Annotated in this window: 20 protein-coding genes; 6 read left to right on the top strand and 14 right to left on the bottom strand. The window is 41.1% G+C overall.

Annotated elements, in window-relative coordinates:
* Positions 1 to 90: 90 nt before the first annotated feature.
* The 4 genes from B5F08_RS05975 to B5F08_RS05960 form a co-directional block, all read right to left on the bottom strand.
* The gene (locus B5F08_RS05975) at positions 91 to 897 is read right to left on the bottom strand and encodes an AraC family transcriptional regulator (protein ID WP_087377371.1); all 807 of its coding nucleotides are present in this window, start codon (positions 895 to 897) and stop codon (positions 91 to 93) included.
* Positions 898 to 931: 34 nt separating this feature from the next.
* The gene (locus tag B5F08_RS05970; RefSeq protein WP_087377369.1) at positions 932 to 1,105 is read right to left on the bottom strand and encodes a FeoB-associated Cys-rich membrane protein; all 174 of its coding nucleotides are present in this window, start codon (positions 1,103 to 1,105) and stop codon (positions 932 to 934) included.
* A 91-nt stretch (positions 1,106 to 1,196) separates the two neighbouring features.
* The gene (gene feoB, locus B5F08_RS05965; protein ID WP_087377367.1) at positions 1,197 to 3,230 is read right to left on the bottom strand and encodes a ferrous iron transport protein B; all 2,034 of its coding nucleotides are present in this window, start codon (positions 3,228 to 3,230) and stop codon (positions 1,197 to 1,199) included.
* Between the two features lie 150 nt (positions 3,231 to 3,380).
* Positions 3,381 to 3,605 carry a FeoA family protein gene (locus tag B5F08_RS05960; RefSeq protein ID WP_087377365.1) on the bottom strand — a complete coding sequence of 75 codons (225 nt, stop codon included), beginning with the start codon at positions 3,603 to 3,605 and terminating at the stop codon, positions 3,381 to 3,383.
* Positions 3,606 to 3,830: 225 nt separating this feature from the next.
* On the opposite strand from B5F08_RS05960, the gene B5F08_RS05955 reads away from it, so the two are divergent.
* Genes B5F08_RS05955 through B5F08_RS05935 form a run of 5 tightly spaced genes read left to right on the top strand, consistent with a single transcriptional unit; the run spans position 3,831 to position 6,997 of the window.
* Complete coding sequence (locus B5F08_RS05955) at positions 3,831 to 4,178, top strand: DRTGG domain-containing protein (protein ID WP_087377363.1); 348 nt, start codon at positions 3,831 to 3,833, stop codon at positions 4,176 to 4,178.
* Positions 4,175 to 4,600, top strand: a complete 426-nt coding sequence (locus tag B5F08_RS05950) for an ATP-binding protein (RefSeq protein ID WP_087377361.1) — start codon at positions 4,175 to 4,177, stop codon at positions 4,598 to 4,600. The genes B5F08_RS05955 and B5F08_RS05950 overlap by 4 nt, the downstream gene beginning before the upstream one ends.
* 23 nt (positions 4,601 to 4,623) lie before the next feature.
* Positions 4,624 to 5,901: a [Fe-Fe] hydrogenase large subunit C-terminal domain-containing protein gene (locus tag B5F08_RS05945; RefSeq protein WP_087377359.1), complete on the top strand. Its 1,278-nt coding sequence runs from the start codon at positions 4,624 to 4,626 to the stop codon at positions 5,899 to 5,901.
* 32 nt (positions 5,902 to 5,933) lie between these two features.
* Positions 5,934 to 6,275, top strand: coding sequence for a DRTGG domain-containing protein (locus B5F08_RS05940; protein WP_087377357.1), 342 nt, complete (start codon positions 5,934 to 5,936; stop codon positions 6,273 to 6,275).
* 2 nt (positions 6,276 to 6,277) lie between these two features.
* A complete protein-coding gene (locus tag B5F08_RS05935; RefSeq protein ID WP_087377355.1) occupies positions 6,278 to 6,997 on the top strand; it encodes a PHP domain-containing protein in 720 nt (239 codons plus the stop codon).
* A 62-nt stretch (positions 6,998 to 7,059) separates the two neighbouring features.
* On the opposite strand, the gene B5F08_RS05930 is transcribed toward B5F08_RS05935, so the two are convergent.
* The 10 genes from B5F08_RS05930 to B5F08_RS13250 all read right to left on the bottom strand — a co-directional run bounded on the left by B5F08_RS05930 (position 7,060) and on the right by B5F08_RS13250 (position 15,982).
* Positions 7,060 to 7,752 carry a metallophosphoesterase gene (locus B5F08_RS05930; RefSeq protein WP_158096235.1) on the bottom strand — a complete coding sequence of 231 codons (693 nt, stop codon included), beginning with the start codon at positions 7,750 to 7,752 and terminating at the stop codon, positions 7,060 to 7,062.
* Positions 7,753 to 7,896: 144 nt separating this feature from the next.
* Positions 7,897 to 8,475 (bottom strand): dipicolinate synthase subunit B, encoded by a 579-nt coding sequence (locus B5F08_RS05925; protein WP_087377351.1) that lies wholly within the window; start codon positions 8,473 to 8,475, stop codon positions 7,897 to 7,899.
* Positions 8,472 to 9,347, bottom strand: coding sequence for a dipicolinate synthase subunit DpsA (dpsA, locus tag B5F08_RS05920; protein WP_087377349.1), 876 nt, complete (start codon positions 9,345 to 9,347; stop codon positions 8,472 to 8,474). The genes B5F08_RS05925 and dpsA overlap by 4 nt, the downstream gene beginning before the upstream one ends.
* 504 nt (positions 9,348 to 9,851) lie before the next feature.
* On the bottom strand, positions 9,852 to 10,472 hold the full coding sequence (locus tag B5F08_RS05915) for a cytidylate kinase-like family protein (RefSeq protein ID WP_087377347.1): 621 nt from the start codon (positions 10,470 to 10,472) through the stop codon (positions 9,852 to 9,854).
* A gap of 17 nt (positions 10,473 to 10,489) precedes the next feature.
* Positions 10,490 to 11,200 (bottom strand): ABC transporter ATP-binding protein, encoded by a 711-nt coding sequence (locus B5F08_RS05910; protein WP_087377345.1) that lies wholly within the window; start codon positions 11,198 to 11,200, stop codon positions 10,490 to 10,492.
* A gap of 12 nt (positions 11,201 to 11,212) precedes the next feature.
* Positions 11,213 to 11,971 (bottom strand): ABC transporter ATP-binding protein, encoded by a 759-nt coding sequence (locus B5F08_RS05905; RefSeq protein ID WP_087377343.1) that lies wholly within the window; start codon positions 11,969 to 11,971, stop codon positions 11,213 to 11,215.
* Complete coding sequence (locus B5F08_RS05900) at positions 11,971 to 13,077, bottom strand: branched-chain amino acid ABC transporter permease (protein ID WP_087377341.1); 1,107 nt, start codon at positions 13,075 to 13,077, stop codon at positions 11,971 to 11,973. Before B5F08_RS05900 ends, B5F08_RS05905 begins: the two co-directional genes overlap by 1 nt.
* A gap of 10 nt (positions 13,078 to 13,087) precedes the next feature.
* Entirely contained in the window at positions 13,088 to 13,969 is an 882-nt protein-coding gene (locus B5F08_RS05895) for a branched-chain amino acid ABC transporter permease (RefSeq protein ID WP_087377339.1), read from the bottom strand.
* A gap of 252 nt (positions 13,970 to 14,221) precedes the next feature.
* Entirely contained in the window at positions 14,222 to 15,439 is a 1,218-nt protein-coding gene (locus B5F08_RS05890; RefSeq protein WP_442856062.1) for an ABC transporter substrate-binding protein, read from the bottom strand.
* Between the two features lie 396 nt (positions 15,440 to 15,835).
* Complete coding sequence (locus B5F08_RS13250) at positions 15,836 to 15,982, bottom strand: hypothetical protein (RefSeq protein ID WP_158096234.1); 147 nt, start codon at positions 15,980 to 15,982, stop codon at positions 15,836 to 15,838.
* 115 nt (positions 15,983 to 16,097) lie between these two features.
* On the opposite strand from B5F08_RS13250, the gene B5F08_RS05885 reads away from it, so the two are divergent.
* Positions 16,098 to 17,183, top strand: coding sequence for an RluA family pseudouridine synthase (locus B5F08_RS05885; RefSeq protein ID WP_087377336.1), 1,086 nt, complete (start codon positions 16,098 to 16,100; stop codon positions 17,181 to 17,183).
* Positions 17,184 to 17,193: the final 10 nt, after the last annotated feature.

Below are 17,193 nucleotides of genomic sequence, written 5' to 3'. Positions count from 1 at the left end.
GATTTATTATACCACACAGAGCGTGCTTTCACAACAGAAAATTATATGAAAAGAACCGCCGAAAAAACGACGGTTCTATAATTGTAAAAATTAAATCTGTGATGAAACGCCGGCGTTGAAAATCATTCTGTATCTTGCCGGAGTTATGGAATATTCGCTTTTGAAAACAGCGGAGAAGTGACCGGAGTTTGCATAGCCCAAGGTTTTGGCAATCTCCTCTATAGACATTCTCGTTGTTTCAAGGTATTCCTTTGAAGCCTCAAGGCGCATATACTTGTGTAGCTTCTTAGGTGAAGTACCCAGGTAGTCATTGAAAATATTCAAAAGCGTTCTCTCGTTTATATTCAGATATGCGCTTAAATCGTCAACGGAAAATGTACTGAGGTTTTCCCTGATATAGTTTGTAGCCGAGGTAATAACCTTGTATTTCTTATCCATAACGCCACGTTTTATCTTGTCCAAAGCTATGTAATACAAAGAAGCAAACAAGGTTGACGCCAAAACACGGTTTTCCTCTTTCAAAGCCTCCAAAGCCATGGAGCTCATCATAAGCTCTTCTTTTTTCATAAAGAAATCGTAAACCACATTGGGCGTCAGGCTGTTTGTGCTGTTTTTGTACTCAAAGAGCCAGAAATTCCAGCACTTACCCGAACATGAATAGCTTAAACTTTCCTTGGCGTTGACAACTAAAAGCTGGTTTGCCACCACGTTAATCTCCTTGCCGTCAACATAAAACTTGCCCTTTCCCTCCATAGTATAGACAAAAATATATTTCTCGGCATCTATGTTCTTATGCACAGACAGATAACCCGGGTCGGTATAAAGCTTGTAAATGACCTGAACGCTTATTCTGTCAGGATATTCCCAGACTTCGCTTCTGTGAAAATCAAAATACATAGACGAGTTCCACCTTTCCAATCAAACATTCAACTCAAATATTGCCGGAGTTATCTTCACAATTATTATTTTCCTCAGTTTTTAAACAGCCTGCGCATTTGGAGCAGTCTCCGCAGCAGCTTCTGTTCTTTTTTGAGAAAAACAATCTGTAAATAGTATAAGCCACCATCGCCGCCGCAAGAATAGCAATAATAATATCAGCAGCCATAAAATACCTCCACAAAAAAGAGAACAGTTTTTAAAATCTTATTCATCAATTCATCATTTATCAATAAATCCCTGTTATAGGGGAAATTCTGTTAAATAAACAAGCTTCCTATCTGGAACACGGCAAAAGACATAATCCAAGCCACTGCAAGCTGGTAAACTACAGAAACCGCCATCCACTTTCTGCTGCCGAATTCCTTTCTCATTGCGGTGAGCGCTGCCACACAAGGTGTGTAAAGCAGAACAAACACAAGGAAAGAAAATGCGGACAATGTGGAAAATGCGCCTGTAAGAGAACCGCCGTAAAGCACAGCCATTGTGGAAGCCACGCTTTCCTTAGCGGCAATTCCTGTCACCAGTGAAACCGAAGCTCTCCAGTCGCCGAAGCCGCACAGTGTAAACACAGGAGCTATCAGCATTCCGATTGAAGCCAAAATACTTTCGTCTGACTCCACCATTTGCAGGCTGAAATTAAAGCTCTGCAAGAACCAGATAAGTATTGAAGCGCCCATAAGAACAGTACCTGCACGAACCAAAAAGTCCCTTACCCTCTCCCAAATGTGGAGCAAAAGAGTTTTTGCGGACGGAAGTCTGTATGGAGGAAGCTCCATAACAAAGGGGGAATTTTTGCCTTTAAGAACCGTTGACTTAAACAAAAGTGCAGTCAAAACGGCAATCACAACTCCCAGAATATAAATGCCGAATATCACCAAAGGTCCGCTGTCCTTGAAAAACATTGAAACCATCAAAAGATAAACAGGCATCTTTGCAGAACAGGACATGAAAGGAGTTATAAGGATTGTAAGCTTTTTATCCTTTTCACTCTCCAAAATTCTTGTTCCCATAACTGCCGGAACGGTACAGCCAAATCCCATAAGCATAGGAACAAAGGCTCTTCCGGAAAGTCCTATACATCTCAAAAGCTTGTCCATAATAAATGCCGCTCTCGCCATATATCCGCTGTCCTCAAGGAGTGAAAGCAAGGTAAACAGCAGAACAATCTGAGGCAGGAATGAAATAACAGAACCGACGCCGCCTATGATACCGTCTATCACAAGACTTTCAGCCCATTCGGAAGCATTTACATTATGCAAAAATGTAGTAAGTCCTCCGGCAAGCAAATCGGATATAAGCCACTCTGCCCCGTCCCTTAAAAAGTTTCCGATAGGGCCAAAGGTTATGGCGAACACCAAAAACATTGTCACCAAAAACAGAGGTATAGCCAAATATTTGTTGGTAGCTATCCTGTCAATCTTATCTGAAACCGTAAGCTTGCAGGGGTCATGATTTTTATGTACGGCACGGCTTGTTATTGCGCAGATATATTTATATCTTTCATCGGCAATAATCATTTCCCTGTCGATATTTTTACTGGAGTTTACCTCCTCAATATGGGAAATAATGTGTTCCCTTTGTTCTTTTGTGAAATCGTAATGATTCCATGTAACGCTGTCGCCCTCAAAAAGCTTAACGGCAGTCCAGCGTTTTCTGTGATACTTGCTCTGTTTTACCTCCTCCAGAGCGTCCTCTATATCCAAAAGCACATTGTTTACTGATTTTGAATAAATATTTTTAACCGGCACATATTTTGAAGCCTTGGCAAGCTCCACCGTTTTTTCTATCAAAGCTTCTATTCCTATATTCTTGCTGGCAGAAATAGGGACAACCGGTATACCCAGTTCCTTTTCCAAAAGCTTCTCGTCGATAGTGTCGCCGTTTTTTTCCAGCATATCTATCATATTCAGCGCAATAACCATAGGTCTGCCAAGCTCTGCAATCTGTGTTGTCAGATACAGGTTGCGCTCTATGTTTGTGGCGTCCACAATATCAATGATAACCTGAGGGTTATCGTGAAGCAGACAGTTTCTTGTAACTATCTCTTCAGGTGAATAAGGAGAAAGTGAATAAATTCCCGGTAAATCTATTATGGACATTTCCAAACCAAATTTATTTTTTATTTTTCCTTCTTTCTTTTCAACAGTAACTCCCGGCCAGTTTCCAACATACTGATTACTGCCGGTAAGCTGGTTAAAAAGAGTAGTTTTACCGCAGTTGGGGTTTCCCGCCAATGCAATCTTTATAACATTCAGGTTTCCGTCAGCGGAACCCCTCTCTTCATTTGCCATATAGTACAGCCTCCGTATTGTAAGATTGCTTGTTATCAATTGTTTTTTTCTGTATTTGTCCCCGTACAGGCTTCGCATTTCTTAAAAATTTTAACATACTAAATCAAACCAAACGCAAATCAGCCGGTATTCAAGGTTATTAAAACAATCTCAGCAAAGCTCGACAAAAATTTCTTTCGCCTCGCTTCTTCTTATACTAAGCTCGTATCCTCTTACGTTTATCTCAATAGGGTCACCGAAGGGCGCAGTTTTTCTCTTGTAAATAATTGCGCCGGGAGTAATTCCCATGTCGATAATTCTTCGTCTGAGCATTCCGGAGCTTCCAAGGCTTACGACCATGCACTTCTGTCCGATTTTAATTTCATCAAGCGTCATTAAAGATTACCACCTATATACAAAGTACAGTTTTCAATATCTAACCCACTTTAATAATTCTATTACATTTGAGAGAGAAAATCAACATAGAAAAGTAACATATAACAAAACAATCTTTCCTTTTTAACTTTTTGTACAATTTTTATTGTAACCGAGCTTTAAATATGTTAAAATATAAAAGTGAACTTTTATTAAGCGTATTTCAAATAAGAAAGGGAGTTTTTTATGGTTGTCAAAGACTTGATAGATATTTTGAAAGCAAAAGTTATCCTTCCGGGAGATTTGGACGCTGAAATAAAAACAGCCTGCGGCAGCGACATGATGAGCGATGTTTTAGCCTATGTAAAGGACCAGTCCGTGCTTCTCACAGGACTTGTAAACCCCCAGGTTGTAAGAACAGCCGAAATGATGGATATGCTTTGTATTATTTTTGTCAGAGGAAAAGAGCCAAACGAGGATATTATAAACTTGGCAAGAACCAGAGATATAACACTTATGTCAACACCGTACAGAATGTTTACAGCCTGCGGACTGCTCTATTCCAATGGTCTGCGAGGAGGCTGTGAAGTATGAGTGTAATACATCTTACATATGAGGTTTCCGGCGATGATTTTACAAGAGCCGGCGAAGCCTCAGGAATGGTAAAAAGCAAGCTTAAAAAGCTTGGATACAATAAAGACGCCATAAGACGTGTGGCAATCGCCATGTACGAGGCTGAAATAAATATGGTAATACACGCCGACGGAGGCGTGGTAGACGTGGATATTTATCCCGACAAGGTGGAGGTTGTCCTTGCTGATAAAGGACCTGGTATCCCGGATGTGAAAAAAGCAATGCAGGAGGGCTATTCAACAGCTCCCGACAATGTAAGAAACTTAGGTTTCGGCGCCGGCATGGGACTTCCAAACATAAAAAAATACACAGATGAAATGAAAATAGAAACCACCTTAGGCGTCGGCACAACAATGTATTTAACCGTACTTGTTAAACAATAAAATAGTATAAAAGAGGTCTTAATATGCCCGAGTATTTTCACTCCGTTGTTTTGGAGGAGGATAAATGCTGCGGATGCACCAACTGCATAAAGAGATGCCCCACCGAGGCAATTAGAGTAAGGGACGGAAAGGCTCATATAATAACAGAACGCTGTATAGACTGCGGCGAGTGTATCAGAGTCTGTCCTCACCATGCAAAAAAGGCACGCTCCGACAGCATCGAAGAAATAGAAAAATTCAAATATAAAATAGCTATACCTGCACCGGCTTTATTCGGACAGTTTAACAATATGGACGATATCGACATAGTTTTAAACGGACTTTTAAAGCTGGGATTTGACAGTGTATACGAGGTTTCAAGGGGCGCTGAGCTTGTTTCTCAGGCAACAAGACAGCTCATAAGAGAAAACAAGCTGAAACACCCAATAATAAGTTCAGCATGTCCCGCTGTTGTAAGGCTTATAAAGCAAAGATTTCCGGACCTTTGCGAAAATGTAATGCCCATGAAAGCCCCAATGGAGGTTTCCGCAATGCTTGCAAAGAAATACGCCATGGAGGAAACAGGACTTCCAATGGAGGATATAGGCGCATTTTTCATAACGCCATGTCCCGCCAAAGTAACGGAGATAAACCGACCAATGGATGTAAATAAACGCTCCTACTGTGACGGAGCTATTGCAATTTCAAAAATATACCCGAAGCTCACCTCGGCTATGGATAAGCTGACAAGCATAGAGCCTTTGGCAAATTCCGGAGTAATAGGCGTAGGCTGGGCTACCAGCGGCGGAGAAAGTGCCGCAATGCTTGGGGACAGATACCTTGCCGCCGACGGAATAGAAAACGTAATAAGAGTACTGGAAGAGCTTGAAGACGAAAGAATAAGGAATGTGGATTTTGTAGAGCTTAACGCCTGCACCGGAGGATGCGTAGGCGGAGTTTTGACCGTTGAAAATCCTTATGTAGCTCAGGCGAGAATTCATACCCTGAGAAAATATCTTCCTGTTTCACAAAACCACTTAAAAGACGGTGTTCCCGATAAAATGATGTGGGATAAACCTCTTGAATACGATGAAAACGTATTGAGCCTTGACAAAGACATAAACAGGGCTATGGAAATGATGGAGCAGATAGAAAAAATAGAAGCCAGTCTGCCGGGTTTGGACTGCGGTTCCTGCGGTGCGCCATCCTGCCACGCAATGGCGGAGGACATCGTAAAAGGCAGTGCAAAGGAAACCGAATGTATATTTAAGCTCAGAGAACAGATACAGCAGGTTTACCGTGACCTAATGCAGATGATGTAATCCGCAATAAAAAAGAGAGAGAAGGAAAAAATATGACAGTAAAAGAACTTGCCGAAAAATTGGGAGCAGAGATTATAACAGGAAAAAACAGCCTTGACAGAGAGGTTGACGGCTGTTATATAGGCGATTTATTAAGCTGGGTTATGGGCAGAGCTGAAATGGACAATGTATGGCTTACAGTTATGGGAAATATAAACACCATAGCAGTGGCAACACTTGCCGACGTGTCATGTATTGTTTTAACTGAAAATGCAGCCCTTGACGCCAACGCCAAGGCAAGAGCTGTTATGCAGGATGTGGCTATACTGAAAACAGAGGAGAACAGCTATCAGACTGCCATAAAGATTTACAAACTTTTTGAGGAAGAAGCTTAAAAATGAAAGCCTTTTATGACCTTCATATGCATTCCTGCCTTTCTCCCTGCGGAGATCCGGACATGACGCCAAATAATATTGTAGGCATGTCCACCCTTTTGGGATTAAATCTTATAGCTTTAACCGACCACAACACCTGCCAAAACTGTCCGGCAGTTGAGGAGCTGGGAAAAGCCAACGGAATCTGTGTTTTAAGCGGAATGGAGCTTACCACCTCCGAGGAAATTCATGTGGTATGCCTTTTCCCTACCGCTGAAAAAGCCTTGAAATTTGAAAGCTTTGTTTCACAGCACAGAATGAAAATCAAAAACAAAAAAGAAATATACGGAGAACAGCTTATTTTAAATGCCCAGGATGAAAAAATCGGAGAAATAGAAGAACTTCTGATTTTAGCCACCGATATAAGTATTATGGATATAAAAAAGCTGTGCAGCGAATACGGTGGAACTGCTTTTCCCGCCCACATCAACCGTGACAGCTGTTCTGTTCTTTCCGTTTTGGGTGAGATACCGCCGGAATGTAACTTTTCCGTCGCCGAGGTTTCACAGAGCGGTGATATTGAAAAGCTTACAGCCTCTCACCCCATATTAAAAAACATGTACATAATAAGGGACAGCGACGCTCATTATCTCGAAAACATGCGGGATGCGGGCCCGTATATTGAGATTGATGAACTTACGGCTGAAAACGTGATGAACTTTCTCGAAGACCCCTTAAAATAGCGAAAACGCCCTGTAAGATTTTTATTTCTTGCAAGGCGTTTTCCCTTTCTATTTTATTTATTTCATTCTTTTGTATCGTAATAAAATTCTTCCAATGTATCAAGACAGATACAGCCAAGGGGATTTCCGAAAACCGCACCGCAGTCTATGGCGATGTGGTTGTTTTTCTGCCATATTTTCCCCGTATAACTCTCGTCAATAAATCCTGTGGGCGTGTGTCCCGTCACAAAAAATCTGTCCTTGTCATAGACCTTTTCGTAATCCACCTCACCCATGAGAAAATCACTCATTCGGCAGTCATCAAAGCTGTCCATTTTTTCTTTTTCAGGAATGGTGTGAGAAAGAAAAAAGTTTTTTCCGTTTACGGTAATTTCCCTGTAATAAGGCAAAGTCGCAAGATAATTTATTATCTTTCTTCTGTCCTGTTTGTTAAGCTTTTTAAAGGCTTTGTAGGTGGTATGTCCGCCATCTGAAATCCACATTCTGTAGATTTCCAAAAGGCTCTCTGTGTCGTAGGAGTCAACGGACATTCCCAGGTGTTTCAGCATAAGAAAAGCCGTGTGGTCGTGGTTTCCCCTTAAAGCTACTATATTTTTTCTGTCCATAAGGTCAAAGAGCAGCTTTATTCCGTCCTTTCCCCTGTCCACCATATCACCGAGAATGTACATTGTGTCATCATCGGAAAACTTAATCAAATCCAGCAAACCCAAAAACTTATCATAGCATCCGTGAATATCAGAAACCGCATAAATCATTTTTAACACCCCCGTTTTATTTATTATACCACAGTATATCACAGTCATTGTTCTTAAAAAGTAACATAAAAAGCTAAAACAGAGAACCACACAAGCAGTTCCCTGTTAGAATACAAATCTGTCCATGAAATAAAGATAAAAAATTCAGCAGACTTTAAAAAGAGGTTGTATTTGTCGGCGGTTCAAAGCTTCTTCCAAAGCTTCCGTCAGAAGATTAAAATCAGCCACAAGTGAATTTGGTTTGTTCACACAGTCATCCTGAGCCATTGGCACAAAGTAGATGTTTTTCACATTGAATAACCTGCCGATATTCTGAGCAGAGCTTCCCAAAGCGTCGTTTGTTGCAGGCGCAAGCAAAACAGGTCTTTGAATTCTCAAATGAGATTTAACCGCCATAGTAACGCTGGTGTCGGTAATCCCGTTGGAAAGCTTCGCCAAGGTGTTGCCCGTACATGGTGCAACAACCAAAATATCACACATTTTTTTAGGGCCGATAGGCTCTGCTCCGCTTATTGTGGAAATAATTTTCTTTCCCGAAATACCCTCTATTTTATCTGCAAAGTCTTTTGCCTTTCCGAATCTTGTGTCGGTGGAGTATGCGTTTTCCGACATAATGGGAATAAGGTCGTACCCCAGCTCCGACAAAAGCTCAAACTGTTTTAAAACCTTTGAAAAAGTGCAGTAAGACCCGCAAAAGGCAAAGCCGACAGTGGCCTTTTTCACATTTCAGCCTCCCTGAGCATATTTACAACAGTATCTTTAATTATTTTTCCGGCTGTATCAGGCGACATTTTTCCCGGCAGGGACAGGGCATGTATAGTTTTTATTCCCAGTTCCTCTGCGGCTTGAAAATCCACGCCTCCGGGAACAGACGCCAAATCTATAATCAAAGTTTCTTTGTTAAGACGGGAAAGCAGTTTTCTGTCAAAGACCATATGAGGAACGGTATTGAAAATTATATCAAAATCAAGCTGGCAAATCTCCAAACCGTCGGTTCTAAGGGAATTCATGCCGTTTGCTTCAATCCAGCCTATATCCTCCGGCTTTCTTGCGCTTACCCAAACCGAAGCCCAAAGCCTTTTCAGCATAGGCGCCAGCACCCTGCCTATTCTTCCGCAGCCGCACACAAGACATCTGCTGGAACAAATGGTTTTCTCCGTATTGCCCATAGCCACATAAAGTGCGCCCTCGGCGGTAGGCATGGCGTTTCTCACGGCAAAATCCTCTCTTTCGCCGTAATCAAAAAGACTGCACTCCGAAAGCTTCGGATACAAAGCAAGAAGCTTTTCTTTCATAGGGGTAAAAACTTTCTTTCCTTTCAGAAAAGGCAGAATATCTTTCCCGAAATCAACGGTTTTTTCGCTGTAAACGCAGTTGAGATTTCCCTCTTTTATAGGAGGAACAGGAAACAGAACAATTTCACTTTCCTCAATGTTTTTTTGAAAATCGCTGAGAAAAAAACTGAGCTGCTCGGGATATTTTTCAAACCCCGAAGCCAAAACCTTGTATCCCTCTTTTTCAAGATACTTTCCGGTGTATACCAGTCTTTTATCTCCGCCTAAAATTCCGATTGATGGCTTACTATCTATATTCATAAAGCTTCACCGTCTTTCAAAAAACTATTTTGATTACAAAACATACTATGATAATCACCTTTATATTGTGAATTATCTTTGAACACTCTGTCCTCCACCTGCCAAATTTCAATCACAAATCACTCCACAAAAACAACAAAAATTCTGCCGCAGACCCAATTGCATCAAAACCATTGTCATTTCTAATAGAAAACGTCTCGCCCGCCTTGTAATGAGCTTCACTTCTAAATAAGAGTTTTTCAAGGCGGAGATAAAATAAAAGGTTTCGCCCGCCTTGTAATCAACTTTATTTTCCAAAACAACCTATGCAAGGCGGAAAAAAAAGACTCTGCCGCAAACTTAACTGCAACAGAGCCATTGTTATTTCTAAAAAGAAGGTCTCGCCCGCCTTGTAATGAGCTTCATTTCTAAATAAGAGTTTTGCAAGGCGGAGATAAAAAAGTCTCGCCCGCCTTGAAACGACGTTTATTTCCTAAAATAACCTTTGCAAGGCGGATATAAAAATCAACGGTTGAAGATTTTTATGTAGTCTTCGATTATGTCAACGCACTTTTCAAAACCAAGCTTGCTGGAATCAAGGGATAAGTCATAGTTTCTTGCGTTGTCCCACTCTGTGCCGGCATAATATCTGTGGTAATCGGCACGTCTTTTGTCGGTTTTTGTGATAATTTTCAGAGCCTCTTTCTCGTCAACACCGTAAAGCTCGCAGACATTTTTAACACATGCGTCCTGAGAAGCATATACAAATACGCTTATTACGTTTGGCATGTCTTTTAGAATGAAGTCTGCACATCTGCCTACGATAACGCAGCTGCTCTCCTCGGCTAAGTCTCTGATTATCTTTGCCTGATAATTGAAAAGATTGTCGTCGGAAGTAAAGTCGCTGCTGTCAGGAGGAAGGATTTTGTGGTCATAGACAAAATTCTTCTTAAAGAAAGATTTTCTCAAATTTTCATCTGCCTGACCGAAAAGAGCCGCATTTATTCCGCTTTCCTCAGATGCAAGGTAGATAAGCTCCTTGTCGTAAAAATGAACTCCCAGACGCTCGGAAAGCATACCGCCTATTATACGTCCGCCGCTGCCGAAGCCTCTGTTGATGGCTATTACAGTTTTTTTGTCGCTCATAAAATCCACCCCTGTTCTTACTCTCCCAGATATGCTTTCTTAATCTGGTCGTTGTTCATAAGTTCCTTGGCGTCGCCCTCCAAAACAATTTTTCCTGTTTCGAGAACGTAAGCTCTGTTTGCTATTGAAAGAGCCTTTTTAGCGTTCTGCTCAACCAAAAGAACTGTGGTGCCGCTTTTATTTATTGACTGAATAATATCAAAAATTTCAGAAACAAGCAAAGGTGAAAGACCCATTGAAGGCTCGTCCATCAAAACGATTTTAGGATTGCTCATCAAAGCTCTGCCCATTGCCAGCATCTGCTGTTCGCCGCCGCTGAGAGTTCCCGCAATCTGCTTTTTTCTTTCCTCAAGACGTGGAAAACGCTTGTAAATCATTTCAAGATTTTCTGCAATTTCTTTTTTATCTGAACGTGTGTAAGCGCCCAAAATAAGATTTTCATAAACAGTAAGCTGCTGGAAAATTCTTCTTCCTTCCGGAACATGAGCCATACCCATCTCAACAATTTTATGAGGCTGAGTTTTTGTAAGCTCCTTGCCGTTAAAGAGAATGCTTCCCTCTCTTGCCTTTAAAAGGCCTGAAACAGTGTGGAGAGTGGTTGTCTTTCCTGCGCCGTTGGCGCCGATAAGAGCGATAATTTCTCCCTCTTCAACCTTGAAAGAGATACCTTTAATAGCCTGAATCATTCCGTAGTTTACTTTAAGATTTGATACCTCAAGCATCGCCATAAAAATACCTCCTTATTCTCCAAGATATGCGGTGATAACTTCCGGATTGTTCAAAACCTCGGAGGTTTCACCCTTTGCAAGCTCCATACCGAAATTCAAAACGGTGAGCTGTTCACAGATACCGCTTACAAGACGCATGTCGTGCTCGATAAGCAAAATAGTCATGTCGAATTCATCACGGACAAAACGAATTGTTTTCATAAGCTCTTCTGTTTCATTTGGGTTCATACCTGCCGCAGGCTCGTCCAAAAGCAAAAGCTTAGGATGAGTAGCCAGCGCACGGGCAATTTCAAGCTTTCTCTGCTTTCCGTAAGGAAGATTTTCAGCGGTTACGGAAGCCTCTTTGTCAAGGTCAAAAACCTTTAAAATATCCATAGCTTCCTTGTTCATAGCCTTTTCCTGTTTAAAGTAGGAAGGCAGTCTGAAAACTCCTGCAAAGGAAGAATATTTATTATTGTTGTGAAGTCCAACCTTTACGTTGTCCAGCACAGACATTTTTGAAAACAATCTGATATTCTGGAATGTTCTGGCGATACCCTTGTGGTTAATCTGAGCCTGTGATTTTCCGTTGAGAACCTCTCCGTCAAGGGCAAAAGTACCGATAGTAGGCTTGTAAACGCCTGTGAGCAGGTTAAACACAGTGGTTTTTCCTGCACCGTTAGGGCCGATAAGACCATACAGGGTACCCTTCTCAATACGAAGATTAAGTCCGTCAACAGCTCTCAAACCGCCGAAAGAAATTCCGAGATTTTTTACTTCAAGCAATGCCATCAGACTTCAGCCCCCTTTGTTTCTTTTGGTACTTTTTTTCTTTTAAACTTGCTCTTAAAGATGTTCAATTTATCCTTAATAGTGTCGTTGTTGTTTATAATCATCATAACGATAAGGATAATAGCATATATGAGCATTCTGTAATTGTTGATATTGTCGTTGAACTGTCTTAATACCTCAGGCAAAGCGTAGAGGATAATTGTAGCTATTACAGAACCTCTGATGCTTGCCATACCGCCGAGAACAACATAAACAAGAACCATGATTGACATCATGTAACCGAAGTTCTTTGTTGTTGCGGAAAGTGAAGCTGTGTTGTGTGAATACAAAGCTCCGGCAACGCCTGCAAAGAAGGCTGCAAGTGCAAAAGCGATGAGCTTGTACTTTGTAACATTTATACCAACGGAAGCTGCTGCAATTCTGTTATCTCTGATAGCAGTGATAGCACGGCCTGTTCTTGAGTTTACAAAGTTCATGATAACAATGAGAGTTATCATAACAAGGATAAATCCGATTACAAAAGTTGAATCTCTCGGAGTTCCTGTAATTCCCTGAGGGCCGTTCAAAATCATCTTTCCGCCGTTTGCATAGTCCAAATTGATATTAGCTGAATTTTCAATAGCAATCTGTACACCGTTGTTGTCAACGCCCACATAAAGAACATTTACTATATTTTTGATAATCTCGCCGAAAGCCAAAGTAACAATGGCAAGATAGTCACCACGAAGTCTTAAAACAGGAATACCAACGATAATTCCGAAAATAGCTGCACAGATTCCTCCTATGAGGATTGCAATGGCAAAGCGCAGAAGTGAATTGCCTATTGTATTCTGTGTCATAATTGAGAACATACTTGATACATATGCGCCGACACACATAAATCCGGCATGTCCCAGGCTCAGCTCTCCCAAATAACCTACAACCAGGTTAAGGGAAACAGCCATAATAATATAAATGCAGATAGGAACCAAAAGTCCCTGATAAAGACTTCCCATGCTTCCGGAAGCCTGCCAAATCTGAACAATAGCAAAAATAACAACGCACATCAAAAGTGTGATGAGATTTTTCTTTGTAAGAGGATTGAGATTTGAAACATTCTTTTTCATATCCAATCACCTACACTTTCTCTGCAATCTTTTTGCCCATAAGACCTGTAGGCTTAACAAGCAAAACGATAATAAGAACAGCAAACACTATAGCGTCGGAAAGCTGTGAACTGATATAAGCTTTTGAAAGGTTCTCGATGATACCAATCAAAATACCGCCTATCATAGCTCCAGGAATACTTCCGATACCGCCGAATACCGCAGCAACGAAAGCTCTGATACCAGGCATAGCACCGATGTAAGGTGTAAGTGTTGTGTATGAAGAACACATAAGCACGCCTGCAACAGCTGCCAAACCTGAGCCAATAGCAAAAGTAAGGGAAATAGTTCTGTTTACGTTTACACCCATAAGCTGTGCAGCGCCTCTGTCCTCAGAAACAGCAAGCATAGCTCTTCCGGGCTTTGTTCTGTTTACGAAAAGTGTAAGCACAATCATAAGGATAACGGAAACTATAATTGTAACAATAGTTTCGCCGGAGATTGTAACCTGTCCGTCAAACAACGAAATAGGCTTCATGCTTACTACAGAGGTAAATGTCTTTCCGCCTGCTCCAAACACAATAAGTGCCAGGTTCTGGAGGAAATAGCTCATACCGATAGCTGTAATAAGAACAGCCAAAGAAGTTGCGTTTCTCAAAGGCTTATAAGCAACCTTTTCGATTACAACACCGAGCAAAGTACAAAAAACTATGCCGATTAAGATTGACACCCATGTGGGCATTCCCATAGTAGTCATAGAAGTAAATACAACATAACCGCCTATCATGATAACGTCGCCATGGGCAAAGTTAAGCATTTTAGCAATACCGTAAACCATAGTATAGCCCAAAGCAATAAGGGCATAAATACTGCCAAGGCTTATGCCGTTTACCAAATATGAAATAAATTCCATACTTTTTCTCCTTTCATACCCAATAAAATAACAATTTTTATTGTATCACACTTTTTTCACCAATACAATATTAAAACCGATTATTTTGCATTTTAAACGCCAAAAAGGCTAATAAGTTACAGCTTTAAACAGGTAAAAAGCGGAAAAATAAAAAAAGGAGTCTAACTCAATCAAAACAAAACCCCGCCCAAGGGTTTTATACCTCAGACGGGGAATTTTAAAATTTTAATTTACAAAAGTATTATACCGAAATTACATTGCTTTGTAAGCGCCGTCTTCGATAATCATACCCTTAGGCTCCTTGTTAGGCTCACCGTCAGCAGTCCAAGTGATTGTACCTGTAACGCCCTCAACAGTGATTTCTGTCATAGCAACCTTGAGGATATTACAAAGGTCTGAATAGTTCATTGTTGGGTCTGTTACGTTGCCCTTCTCCAAAGCAGCCTTAATTGCATAGATTGCATCGTATGCGTCTGCTGCAAACTGGTTAGGAGTCTCGTTGAACTTCTCTTTGAAAGCAGAAACGAAAGTAACAGTCTTTTCATCCTGAGCGTCTGCTGCGAATGGTGTGAGGAGCATTACGCCCTCTGCAAGGCTTGTGTCGAAGTTATCCATAGCAAGGATACCGTCCAAACCGTCGCAGCCGAAGAAGAGTGGCTCATAGCCCTTGCTCTTAGCCTGCTGGAGGATAAGAGAAGCTTCCTGATAGTAGATTGGAAGGAATACAAGCTCTGCGCCTGCGCTCTGTGCCTTCTGGAGGTGAACAGAGAAGTCGGACTTAGCGTCAGATGTGAAAGCCTCAGCAGCTACGATCTCAAGACCGTCTTTCTCAGCCTCAGCCTTAAATGTGTTGTAGATACCTGATGAATATGGGTCAGAGCTGTCATAGATTACAGCAATCTTTGTAGCAAGACCCTGCTGTGAGATATACTCAGCAGACTTAGCACCCTGGTTAGGGTCAGAGAAGCAAACTCTGAAAGCGTTGTCTGTGTTGATGCTCTCTACTGCTGTAGCAGAAGGAGTCAAAAGGAACATGTTGTCCTGTGAAGCATAAGAGTTAACATTGATACATGGCTTACTTGTAACAGAGCCAAGGGAAATCTGCATACCCCAGTCCTTAAGAGCGTTGTAAGCTGTAGCAGCCTTCTCAACGTCGTTTTCGTCGTCCTGCATCTTGAACTCGAGCTGGTAGCCGTTTACGCCGCCTGCTGCGTTGATTTCGTCAACAGCCAGCTGTGCGCCGTTCTGAACAGCCTTACCGTAAACAGCAGTATCACCTGTGAGAGGGCCTGTTGCGCCGATCTTAATAGTACCGCCTGTTGCACCTGTGTTTTCAGAAGCACCGTCAGCTGTAGTTGTGTTTTCTGTAGCTGTGTTGTCTGTGTTGTCTGTGTTGTTTCCGCCGCATCCTGCAAGTGCGCCCACTACCATGAGTGATGCAAGTGCGAGGGCAATAAATTTCTTGAACACTTTAAATACCTCCATTTTATTCATTTTTATGCATAATCTTCGCAATGTTATTGCACTTTGAAATATACTACCATTTTCAGCTTTTGTCAATAAATAAGGTAAAAAATACAAGTGCTTTGTAAAAAACATGTAACTAAGATAAAAAATACAGTCTGAATATGTGCATTTTTATTCATAAATTTTCTTTTTCTTGTCATAACAAAAACAACAGAATGATAAAACATCCGCCTAAGCCCTTACATAAAAAGCTTTAGACGGATGTTTCTGCTGTTACTATTCAGTTGTTTTTAGCTTTCAGCCCGGATTTCCGTTGGTTTTTATTTTTGGAATGTGGTAAATTCTTCTGAGGAGAAAAGATAAAAACTTCGGTCTTTCAATAAGTATAACTTTCATAAGCTACCTCCTGCCACAGCTCAAAGCTATTATTATGATGGTTATGGCTGCAATCATGACTACACATTCACATTCAAATATACTCGCCACAATCAATCCGGCGCCGAAAGCAATAGCCACAGCGTTTGGGCCTCTTCTGCAGCGGCTCATAATCATCACCCTTTACCATAATATACAAAGGCAAAAAACTTGTTACATAAAATTCTTGAAGTGACATTCTTATCTTGGTATAATGATTACCGTAAAACTAACAGGACGGTGTAATATGAGAACCATTGAAATAAACAAAAACGACAGCGGACAAAGGCTTGATAAATTTCTTACAAAGAGATTTAAGACAATGCCTCTGCCATTGATGTACAAATATATAAGAACCAAATACATAAAGCTCAACGGTAAAAAGTGCGAAATATCCTCACGCCTTAAAGAGGGCGACGTTCTCACCCTGTATATTAAGGATGAATTTTTTGACGCTCCAGTATATGACAGCTACGACTTTTTAAAAGCTCCCTCAAAGCTTTCAATAGTTTACGAGGACGAAAACATACTTCTTGTGGACAAGCAGCCGGGACTTATAGTTCATCAGGACGAAAACTACCACTTTGACAGCCTTATTTCAAGAATACAGCATTATCTTTACGACAAAGGCGAATACGACCCAAAGGATGAAAATTCCTTTGTTCCAGCTCTTGTAAACAGAATAGACCGCAACACAGGCGGAATTGTAATTGCCGCCAAAAACGCCGAAAGTCTTAGAATTTTAAACCAGAAGATGAAAAGCCGAGAGCTTGAGAAATACTATCTCTGCCTTGTTTTCGGAACTTTAAAGAAAAAAGAGGATTTGCTCATAGATTATCTTGAAAAGAACGAAAGCCAAAACCGTGTTTACGTTCTTAAAAAGCCCACAGAAAATTCCAAAACCATAAAAACAAAGTACAAGGTTTTAGACGAACAAAGAGGACTGAGCCTTGTGGAGGTAGAGCTTCTCACAGGAAGAACCCACCAGATAAGAGCACACATGGCTTCAATCGGTCATCCCTTAGCCGGCGACGGAAAATACGGCTTAAACGCTCAGAACAGAGCTTTGGGACTTACACGTCAGGCTCTTTATTCCTACAAGCTTGTTTTCAAATTTGAAACCGACGGAGGAATACTTTCCTATCTTGACGGCAAAGAGTTTTCAGTAAAAACAATATGGTTTGCAAAAAACGGCAAAATCGACTTTACACCTTTTGAGAACATGAAAACTCTCCCCTCCTCAAAGGAAAACAGCTCAAAAAAATCTGCTCCAAAAAGTCAGAAAAATAAAAACTACAAAAAACCGGACAACAGAAAAAAGCCAAGGAAATAAAATTCCTCGG

It is taken from the genome of Anaeromassilibacillus sp. An172, assembly GCF_002160515.1.
Taxonomy (GTDB): Bacteria; Bacillota; Clostridia; order Oscillospirales; family Acutalibacteraceae; genus Limousia; species Limousia pullorum.
This window is presented reverse-complemented; position numbering and strand designations above follow the sequence as displayed.

Coding starts and splice junctions, on each gene's coding strand:
- B5F08_RS05975 (WP_087377371.1), bottom strand. CDS start 897: ATGTATTTTGATTTTCACAGAAGCGAAGTCTGGGAATATCCTGACAGA.
- B5F08_RS05970 (WP_087377369.1), bottom strand. CDS start 1,105: ATGGCTGCTGATATTATTATTGCTATTCTTGCGGCGGCGATGGTGGCT.
- feoB (WP_087377367.1), bottom strand. CDS start 3,230: ATGGCAAATGAAGAGAGGGGTTCCGCTGACGGAAACCTGAATGTTATA.
- B5F08_RS05960 (WP_087377365.1), bottom strand. CDS start 3,605: ATGACGCTTGATGAAATTAAAATCGGACAGAAGTGCATGGTCGTAAGC.
- B5F08_RS05955 (WP_087377363.1), top strand. CDS start 3,831: ATGGTTGTCAAAGACTTGATAGATATTTTGAAAGCAAAAGTTATCCTT.
- B5F08_RS05950 (WP_087377361.1), top strand. CDS start 4,175: ATGAGTGTAATACATCTTACATATGAGGTTTCCGGCGATGATTTTACA.
- B5F08_RS05945 (WP_087377359.1), top strand. CDS start 4,624: ATGCCCGAGTATTTTCACTCCGTTGTTTTGGAGGAGGATAAATGCTGC.
- B5F08_RS05940 (WP_087377357.1), top strand. CDS start 5,934: ATGACAGTAAAAGAACTTGCCGAAAAATTGGGAGCAGAGATTATAACA.
- B5F08_RS05935 (WP_087377355.1), top strand. CDS start 6,278: ATGAAAGCCTTTTATGACCTTCATATGCATTCCTGCCTTTCTCCCTGC.
- B5F08_RS05930 (WP_158096235.1), bottom strand. CDS start 7,752: ATGATTTATGCGGTTTCTGATATTCACGGATGCTATGATAAGTTTTTG.
- dpsA (WP_087377349.1), bottom strand. CDS start 9,347: ATGAATATAGATAGTAAGCCATCAATCGGAATTTTAGGCGGAGATAAA.
- B5F08_RS05915 (WP_087377347.1), bottom strand. CDS start 10,472: ATGAGCGACAAAAAAACTGTAATAGCCATCAACAGAGGCTTCGGCAGC.
- B5F08_RS05910 (WP_087377345.1), bottom strand. CDS start 11,200: ATGGCGATGCTTGAGGTATCAAATCTTAAAGTAAACTACGGAATGATT.
- B5F08_RS05905 (WP_087377343.1), bottom strand. CDS start 11,971: ATGGCATTGCTTGAAGTAAAAAATCTCGGAATTTCTTTCGGCGGTTTG.
- B5F08_RS05900 (WP_087377341.1), bottom strand. CDS start 13,077: ATGAAAAAGAATGTTTCAAATCTCAATCCTCTTACAAAGAAAAATCTC.
- B5F08_RS05895 (WP_087377339.1), bottom strand. CDS start 13,969: ATGGAATTTATTTCATATTTGGTAAACGGCATAAGCCTTGGCAGTATT.
- B5F08_RS13250 (WP_158096234.1), bottom strand. CDS start 15,982: ATGAGCCGCTGCAGAAGAGGCCCAAACGCTGTGGCTATTGCTTTCGGC.
- B5F08_RS05885 (WP_087377336.1), top strand. CDS start 16,098: ATGAGAACCATTGAAATAAACAAAAACGACAGCGGACAAAGGCTTGAT.